Genomic DNA, 8,501 nt, shown 5'->3' with positions numbered 1-8,501 from the left:
TTGGTAACCCCCTTTTGGGGGTGTTTAAACCAGTTGTTTGGGGGGTTAGACCCCCCCCCCCCCCCCCCCCCGGGGGAGCAGTGGCAGCGGCGCTTTGGCTCGACGACTACGCCCCGAACACCTTCGCCAACCCTGTCTGAGCCTCCTGCTGAATCGCCTTCAGGTGCTCGGGGCTGCGAAAACTCTCCGCGTAGATCTTGTAGACGTCCTCGGTGCCTGACGGCCTTGCGGCGAACCAGCCGAAATCGGTCTCGACCTTGATGCCGCCGAACGGCTGGCCGTTGCCGGACGCCTTGCTCAGGGTGGCGCGGACGGGATCGCCGGCGAGATCCTTCAGGCCGAGCTGCTCGGGCGTGACGGACTTCAGGATGTTTTTCTGCGGCGTGGTGGCGGCGACGTCGATGCGCGCGTAATGGGGCACGCCGAACTCGGCAGTGAGGTCGTTGAAGAGCTGGCTCGGATCGCGGCCGGTCTTGGCCATGATCTCGGCCGCGAGCAGGCCGAGGATGATGCCGTCCTTGTCGGTCGTCCACACCGTGCCGTCGCGGCGCAGGAACGAGGCGCCTGCACTCTCCTCGCCGCCAAAGCCGAAGCCGCCCGTGAGCAGGCCATCGACGAACCATTTGAAGCCGACCGGCGTCTCAACGAGCTTGCGGCCGAGTTTTTTCGCGACGCGGTCGATGATCGAGCTCGACACCACGGTCTTGCCGATCGCGGCGCCCTTGCCCCAGTTCGGGCGGTGCGCGAACAGATAGAAGATCGCGGTCGCGAGATAATGGTTCGGATTCATCAGGCCGCCGGTGCGCGTCACGATGCCGTGGCGGTCGGCGTCAGTGTCGTTGGCAAAGGCGACGTCGAAGCGGTCGCGCATCGCGATCAGGCTCGCCATCGCATAAGGCGAGGAGCAGTCCATGCGGATCTTGCCGTCCCAGTCCACCGTCATGAAGCGGAAGGTCGGATCGATCGCCTCGTTCACCACGGTCGCTTTCAGGCCGTAGCGCTCGATGATCGGATGCCAGTAATGCACGGCGGCGCCGCCGAGCGGATCGATGCCGATGTTGACGCCGGCCGATTTGACCAGGTCGAGATCGACCACGTTGCCGAGATCGGCGACATAGGGCGTGACGTAGTCATAGGCGTGGACGTTCGCGGCTTTGCGTGCCCTGGCGTAGTCGATGCGGTTCACGCCCTTGAGGCCGTCGGCGAGATAGGCGTTGGCGCGCTTTTCGATCACGGAGGTCGCATCGGTGTCGGCCGGTCCGCCGTGCGGCGGATTGTATTTGTAGCCGCCGTCCTCGGGCGGATTGTGCGAGGGCGTGACGACGACGCCGTCCGCAAGGCCCGAGGTGCGCCCCTTGTTGTAGGTCAGGATCGCATGCGAGATCACCGGCGTCGGCGTGTAGCCGCTGTCCTTGTCGATCATGATGTCGACGCCGTTGGCCGCGAACACCTCGACGGCGCTGACCAGCGCCGGCTCGGCCAGCGCATGGGTGTCGATGCCGATAAAGAGCGGACCGGTCAGCCCCTTTTCACGTCGGTAATCACAGATTGCCTGCGTCGTCGCGAGGATATGGCCCTCGTTGAAGCTGGTTTTGAACGAGGTGCCGCGATGGCCGGAGGTGCCGAACGCCACCCGCTGCGCGGGATCGGCGACATCAGGCTTGCCGGCGAAATAGGCCGTCACCAGCCGCGGAACGTTGGTGAGCGCGTCCGGCGAGGCCTGCTTGCCCGCCGCGGGATGAACATCAGCCACTGGATATACCTCGTCCTGTCGTAGAATTGCGCGATACCATAGCATCGGCCAAGCCCCCGCCAAGAGCACAACACCCGCGATGGGGCGGCCGTTCCTGAGATCATGCTATGGTCTTTTGATCGGGGCTTTTCGAGTCGGGGCATGACGCTGTTTCAGAGGCTCTTGGTTGTTCTGATGGCCTGGTTTGCGACGGCTGGCATCGTGCCCGATGCAATGGCCGCGGAGTTCTACACCGAGGACTTGCGTATCCCGATGGCCGAGGCCGGACCGCAGGGGCTGGAGGCGTTCCTGGTCCGGCCGGCCGGGACCAGGCGCTATCCGCTCGCGCTGCTCAGCCACGGCTCGCCGCGCAGTTTCGACGATCGCGCGACGATGTCCGCGCACAAATATTACGACATCGCTCTCGAATATGCCCGGCGCGGTTTCGCCGCGCTGATCGTGATGCGGCGCGGCTACGGCACCTCGCCCGGCGGGCGCGTCGACAGCGTCGGGGGCTGCGCCAATGCCGCTTACCTGCCGGCGGCGGCGGTCGCGGTTGCGGATTTGCGCGCGGCGATCGAGGCGATGGCGCGCAGGGCCGACGTCACCACATCAGGCATGATCGCAGCCGGTCATTCCGCCGGCGGGTTCGCCACCGTCGCGTTGACCGCGCAGGCGCCAGCGGGTCTCGTCGCCGCGATCAGCTTTGCCGGCGGGCGCGGCTCGCGCGACGACGACGACGTCTGCAATCCCAACGGGCTGGTGCAGGCCTTCGCCACGTTCGGCAAAACCTCGCGTGCGCCGATGCTGTGGGTCTACGCCGCCAACGATTCGTACTTCGGTCCCGAGCTCGCGCGCCGCCTCCATGACGGATTTCGCGCCAATGGCGGCAACGCGAAATTCGTCGCAGCGCCGCCTTACGGCGACGACGGCCACTATCTCTATTCGGTGGTCAGCCGTCCGCAATGGACGCCATATCTCGACGCCTTCCTGCGCGAGCGAGGTCTCGGCCAAGATATCCTGAGCCCGCCTGATCCGCTCGCGCCGCCGGGCCAGCTCAGCGAGGCCGCGCGTGCCGAATTCGCGCGCTATCTCGCCAGCACGGTGCCGCACAAGGCTTTTGCGGTGTCGCCGAACGGCGGTTACGGCTGGCGCTCGGGGCGGGCAACCGTCGACGACGCCCAGCGCGATTCACTTGGCGCCTGCACAAAATGGTCGCCCGCCTGCACGCTCTATGCGGTCGACGACAAATTGGCCGGGGCTGCGCCTGCACATCAACCGACCAGAGCTCGCGGTCGCGATAGCTTCATTGCGCCGCTGGCCGGTCGCGCCGTCCGAGCCAGGCCGCCAGAAAATCGGTTGTTAACTCGAAAGATATAATACATGTCCATGCTGCGGGATCGAACACACATCAATGCCCGCGCGGCGTGGACACACGTTGCGATCGCTGTGCTTTGGTTGGCATCCACCTCCGTGCACGCTCAGGGCAGCGCTCTGAACGCCGCGGAACCGGCATTGGCGGCTGGCGGTCACGATGCAGATCTCGGCGCTGGAGAGACGCCGGCCTCGCGGGCGGCGATTCGAAAAATTATCGAAAGAGAAACGGCCAGGACCGATCTGCCCGCCGACATCGCGGAGGCCGTCGTCTTCGTTGAAAGCGGATACAATCCGGGCACCATTGGCGCCGTCGGCGAGATCGGCCTCATGCAAATTCGACCCGAAACGGCAGCGATGCTCGGATTTCGGGGACATAACGCAGAGCTCGCAGAGCCCGATATCAACATCCACTATGGCGTTCTCTATCTGAGCCGCGCATGGCGCCTGGCAGGCGGGGACCTTTGCCGCGCCCTGATGAAATATCGAGCCGGTCATGACGAGGAGTCCATGACGCCGCGCTCCCAGGTCTACTGTAATCGCGCCCGCAATCGTCTTGTCGCCATGAACTCGACGAATGTGGGAAACCAGGCTGCCGCCGTCCCAGATGTGGCACCGGCGCCAACTCCGGCGCCCACCGTCTCGAAGTCGGCGCACAATCAGAAATCAGCGCACAATCAAAACAGACCGGCACAGCCGAAGGACGTTTACGCACGTTATCGTCAAGGCACGGCGGTCGCGAGCAGGGCATACTGGGCAGCACAGGAAGCCCGGGTCCGCATCATCAAGGCTCGCGTCGAAGCCAAGTGGAAACGGGTCGCATCACGCCAATAGAATTAGAGTCGCCTGCCTTGAGACGAGCAGCGATTGGACGAACGACATTTTTGAAACCGGACTTTGAAACCGAACCTGAATAGAGATCATGCACAATAGTTTGAGAGTTTTGTTTGCAATCTTCGCGACCGGCGCCGTGGCGCTGTCGGCCTTTCTCGCCATTCGGTTCCTGGTCGGCTTCAGTGGCTGAAGCCGACGGCTCAGCCGGCACCGTTTCGTGCTGCGCCCGGCTCTAGAGCCGTTCGCTCAGCGCGAGCTTGTAGCCGACCCCGGTGACCGTGGTGATGACGGGCGTGCCGCTGCCGACGAGCTTGCGGCGCAGCCTCGCCACCAAGGCATCGACGGTGCGGATGTCGACCTCGGCCTGGCGATTGCTGACGACCTCGATCAGATAGTCGCGGCTAAGCGGCCTGCCGTCGGCACCGACGAGCGCCGCGAGCAGGTCGAATTCGGCGCGCGTCAGCGCCACCGGCTTGCCGTCGCTGCCGAGCAGCTCGCGCCGCGTCAGGTCGATGATCCAGTCGCCGAAGGCGATCGAATTGTGGTTGCGCGCCGCCTTGCGGTCGATCGAGCGCCGCCGCAGCACGCTTCGCGCGCGCGCGAGCAGATCGCGCAGATCGATCGGCTTGGTGACGTAGTGGTCGCCCGCGACCTCGAGGCCGAGGATGCGATCGACGTCGGTGTCGCGGCGGGTCACGAAGATGATGCCCGCGTTGCTGGTCGCCTGGATCTCCTTGGCGAGATCGAAACCGTCGCCGTCGGGCAGCTGCACGTCGAGGAAGACGAGATCGGTCCGCGTCCGCAGCGCCTGGCGGCATTCCGCGCAGGAGCCGGCGCCGACCACGTCGAAATTGTTCTCGCTGAAATAGCCGACCAGCATCGTCCGCGTCACCGGATCGTCCTCGACGACGATCAGCCGCTCGCGGCCAGCGACACGCAATTCCTGAACTGCGGAATCAGCCACGATGTTGGATGTCCTGTGTGCTTGCGAACTGGCCTGGATGCTCAGGTCGCCGAGCGCGCCGTCCTGTGAACGTACATTCACGACTGTTCGAGCCCCCTCGAATTGCCTGCTGCAACACTAGGCGCGTTATCGCGCCCAAACAACATTGGTCACGATCTGGCCGAATTAAGTATGAATTGGCCCACACTTCTCGTCCCGCGCATCATGTTCGGGAGCCCCGCACAAGCGGTTGTTGTGGGGGCTGACGGCCGTCCCACGGCCGCTTGCCTCGCCAAACGCTTCAAATCTACTGTAACGCCCGAAAAGTCTGCCCCAGGAGGTGGCGCCATGGAAGTCATCCTGCTCGGCACCGGCGGCCCGCGCCCGGACCCGCGCCGCATGGCGACGACAACGCTGATCAGGCTCGGCGGAGAAAATATCCTGATCGACGCAGGCCGCGGCGTCATGGTGCAGCTCAGCAAGGCCGGCGTGCCGCTCGGCTCTATCAACACGGTCTTTCTCACCCATCACCATTTCGACCACATCGGCGACCTCTACGACGTGATGCTCAATTCATGGCTGCACGGGCGTAAGGACGATCTGCGCATCTATGGACCGCCGGATACCGAACGGCTCGTCAATACGCTGGTCACGCAGGTCTACGACAAGGACATCGCCTGGCGCGATCAGGGCGAGCCGAGCTTCGGCGGCTGGAAACCTGTCGTCGCGACCGACATTATACCCGGCCCCGTTCTCGACACCGGGCGATGGAAGATCAGTGCCGAACTCGTCTCGCATGGCGACGGCCTCGACATGTCGCCGGCCTTCCTCGCACGCTGGATGTGTCTCGGCTACCGCTTCGAGGCCGAGGGCAAGGTCATCGCAATTTCGGGCGATACGGTGCCCTGCCCCGGTCTCGAACGACTGGCTGAGGGCGCCGATCTGCTGGTCCAGTGCTGCTTTCTCGCCACGCCGGAGATCGACAACGAGCACCTGCGCCGGCTTGCCAAATTCACGATGGCCTGCGGCGATACAGTCGGCAAGGTCGCGGCCAAGGCCGGCGTCAAGAAGCTCGCGCTGACCCATCACCGGCCTCGCACCGATGATTCCATGCTGAATGCGCTGCTCGCGGATGTCAGGCGGGACTACGCGGGTCCTGTCGTGCTCGGCGAGGACCTCACGCGGATCGAGGTCTGAGAACTCGAGATGCGCGAAGGCCGTCCGGCCTCAGGACGATCCAACCTCAACCCGAAATGACAATTGCTCTTCCGTCCCGGGCGCGATGTGCATCAGGCCCGGCTTGTCAGTGAATTCGCCGTCGAAGCCGGCGGGACTGGCATAGCCGCGCCAGGGCTCGATGCAGAGGAACGGCGCGCCCGACGGTTTCGACCAGACGCCAAGCTCGCGAAAGCCGCGCCATGACATTTTCAACCACGGCCCGGTGGACGCGCCCTGCTCCGCGGCATAGCGGACCGAAGTGCTCGCGATCCGATCGAAGATGATTGCGTCGTCGACGAACAGGGATTCTGACAGGGGCAACACGGAGCCTTGGACCGGGCTCGGCTCCGTTGCCGGACGCAGCAAGCCGCCGTCGAGACGGCGGACGGGGGATGGCTCTGCGTTCGCGAAGCTCAGCGCGTAACTCTCCTTCGCCAGTCCTGGTTGCAGCGGCCAGTTGAAAGCGGGATGGCCGCCGAGCGAGGCCGGCAACATCTCCTTGCCGGTGTTCGCGACCACGAGTGAAAGATCGAGACCGGATTCGTCGAGCGCATAGGTTGCCGTCAGGCGGAACGCAAAGGGGTAGAGCGCGCGCGTCGTCTCGCTGTCTTCGAGCACCAGGATACAGCGACTTTCGCCACGTTCCACCCACGCAAAGCGGCTGTCACGCGCGAAGCCGTGCTGGGTCATCCGGTAGGTCCTGCCCCGGTGCCGCAATTCGTCATTGGCGAGACGCCCGACGATCGGAAACAACAGCGGCGCATGGCGCGGCCAGGCCGCCCCCGCCTGCCAAACGAACTCGATGCCGGCATCGCTCGCCAGCGAACACATCTCCGCGCCTTGCGCCTTGATGGTCGCGGCGAGCCCGCCGCAGCGGATTGTGTGCGTGTCGTCGGTCATAGTAGCCTGCTCCGATCATCGCAATTCGCAGGACAATTTCTAAATGTTCGCGGAATGTTGGAGCGACATTCTGCTCAAGAGCGCTGATAGTCGTCTTCAATCCGGATGATGTCGTCTTCCCCGAGATAGCTTCCAGTCTGGACCTCGATCAGCTCCAGCATGATTTTACCGGGGTTCTCCATCCGGTGTACCGCGCCCATCGGGATGTAGATGGACTCGTTCTCGTGCACGCTTTTGACGGTCTCGTTGACGGTGACGCGGGCGGTGCCGCGGACCACGATCCAGTGCTCGGCGCGATGATGGTGCTTCTGCAGCGACAGACGCCCGCCCGGCTTCACCACGATGCGCTTGACCTGGTGGCGCTCGCCGTTGTCGACCGACTGGTAGCTGCCCCAGGGCCGATGCACCTTGAGGTGCTCCTCGGTGACCTTCGGTGCGACCGCCTTGAGTTTTGTGACCAGCCGCTTCAGCCCGTTGGCATCCTTCTGACGCGAGACCAGCACCGCGTCCGCGGTCGCGACCACGATGAGATCGTCAACGCCTTCGAGTGCGACCAGCGCGGCATCGGTGGTGACGTTGCAGTTGCGGCTATCTTCGAACACGGCGGCGCCGTGCGCGGCATTGCCTTGCGCGTCCTTGTCCGACAATTCCCACACCGCGTGCCAGGAGCCGACGTCGGACCAGCCGCAGGACACCGGCACGACCGCGGCGCGCGCGGTCTTCTCCATCACCGCATAGTCGATCGAGATCGCCTTGGCCGCGCCGAACGCCTCGGGCTCCAGCGTCACGAAGCCGAGATCGCGACCGGCATTGGTCACGGCATTGGAGATGGTCTCCACGCTCGCCGCATCGACCTTGCGGTATTCGTCGAGCAGGACGCTGGCCGGAAACATGAAATTGCCGCTGTTCCAGAGATAGCCGGAATTGAGGTAGTCGGCTGCCTTCACCGCATCCGGCTTCTCGACGAAGCGCGCGACCGCGTGCACCTCGCCGGAAATGACCTCGCCCGGGCTGATATAGCCGTATTCGGTGGCCGGCCGCTCCGGCTTGACGCCGAACGTGACGATGCGCCCGGCGCTCGCGGCGGTGAGGCCCTGGCGGCACGCCGCGACGAACGCGGCATTGTCCTGCACCACGTGGTCGGCGGCGAGCGCGAGCACGATCGCCTCACTCGAGCGGTTCTGCGCGAACACCGCGCCGGCTGCGATCGCAGGACCGGAATCGCGCCGCATCGGCTCGAGGATCACGTCAGCCTCGATGCCGATTTCGGCGAGCTGCTCCAGCACCATGAAGCGGTAGGAGGCATTGGTGATGACGATCGGGCGATCGAACAGCGAAGCCTCCGAGACGCGCAACAGCGTGTCCTGGAAGGTCGAGCGCGTGCCGAACAGCGGCAGGAACTGCTTGGGGCGCACCTCGCGCGAAGCCGGCCACAGCCGCGTTCCGGCACCGCCGCACATGATCAGGGGGATAATTTTTTGGGACACGTGTAAGCTACTC

General features: G+C 64.7%; 6 protein-coding genes and 1 pseudogene. 3 read left to right on the top strand and 4 right to left on the bottom strand.

Features of this window, described 5'->3' with window-relative positions; genetic code table 11:
- Positions 1 to 106 precede the first annotated feature (106 nt).
- Positions 107 to 1,753, bottom strand: coding sequence for a phosphoglucomutase (alpha-D-glucose-1,6-bisphosphate-dependent) (gene pgm, locus ACIPUD_RS24490; protein ID WP_446481708.1), 1,647 nt, complete (start codon positions 1,751 to 1,753; stop codon positions 107 to 109).
- 141 nt (positions 1,754 to 1,894) lie between these two features.
- Between pgm and ACIPUD_RS24485 the strand changes: the two are divergent.
- Positions 1,895 to 3,036, top strand: a pseudogene (locus ACIPUD_RS24485) (alpha/beta hydrolase family protein).
- Positions 3,037 to 3,121: 85 nt separating this feature from the next.
- On the top strand, positions 3,122 to 3,940 hold the full coding sequence (locus ACIPUD_RS24480; RefSeq protein WP_247338864.1) for a transglycosylase SLT domain-containing protein: 819 nt from the start codon (positions 3,122 to 3,124) through the stop codon (positions 3,938 to 3,940).
- Between the two features lie 232 nt (positions 3,941 to 4,172).
- Here ACIPUD_RS24480 and ACIPUD_RS24475 read toward each other — a convergent pair whose 3' ends face one another.
- Positions 4,173 to 4,985 (bottom strand): response regulator transcription factor, encoded by an 813-nt coding sequence (locus tag ACIPUD_RS24475; RefSeq protein ID WP_018455028.1) that lies wholly within the window; start codon positions 4,983 to 4,985, stop codon positions 4,173 to 4,175.
- A gap of 246 nt (positions 4,986 to 5,231) precedes the next feature.
- Between ACIPUD_RS24475 and ACIPUD_RS24470 the strand changes: the two genes are divergently transcribed.
- Positions 5,232 to 6,080, top strand: coding sequence for an MBL fold metallo-hydrolase (locus ACIPUD_RS24470; RefSeq protein WP_446481707.1), 849 nt, complete (start codon positions 5,232 to 5,234; stop codon positions 6,078 to 6,080).
- A 30-nt stretch (positions 6,081 to 6,110) separates the two neighbouring features.
- Here ACIPUD_RS24470 and ACIPUD_RS24465 read toward each other — a convergent pair whose 3' ends face one another.
- Positions 6,111 to 7,001 (bottom strand): aldose 1-epimerase family protein, encoded by an 891-nt coding sequence (locus ACIPUD_RS24465; protein WP_446481706.1) that lies wholly within the window; start codon positions 6,999 to 7,001, stop codon positions 6,111 to 6,113.
- Positions 7,002 to 7,075: 74 nt separating this feature from the next.
- Entirely contained in the window at positions 7,076 to 8,488 is a 1,413-nt protein-coding gene (locus tag ACIPUD_RS24460) for a mannose-1-phosphate guanylyltransferase/mannose-6-phosphate isomerase (protein WP_446481705.1), read from the bottom strand.
- Between the last annotated feature and the right edge of the window lie 13 nt (positions 8,489 to 8,501).

The organism is Bradyrhizobium sp. CAR08, assembly GCF_052871955.1.
The sequence above is the reverse complement of the archived record's forward strand: the minus strand, read 5'-3'. Positions and strand labels throughout refer to the sequence as shown.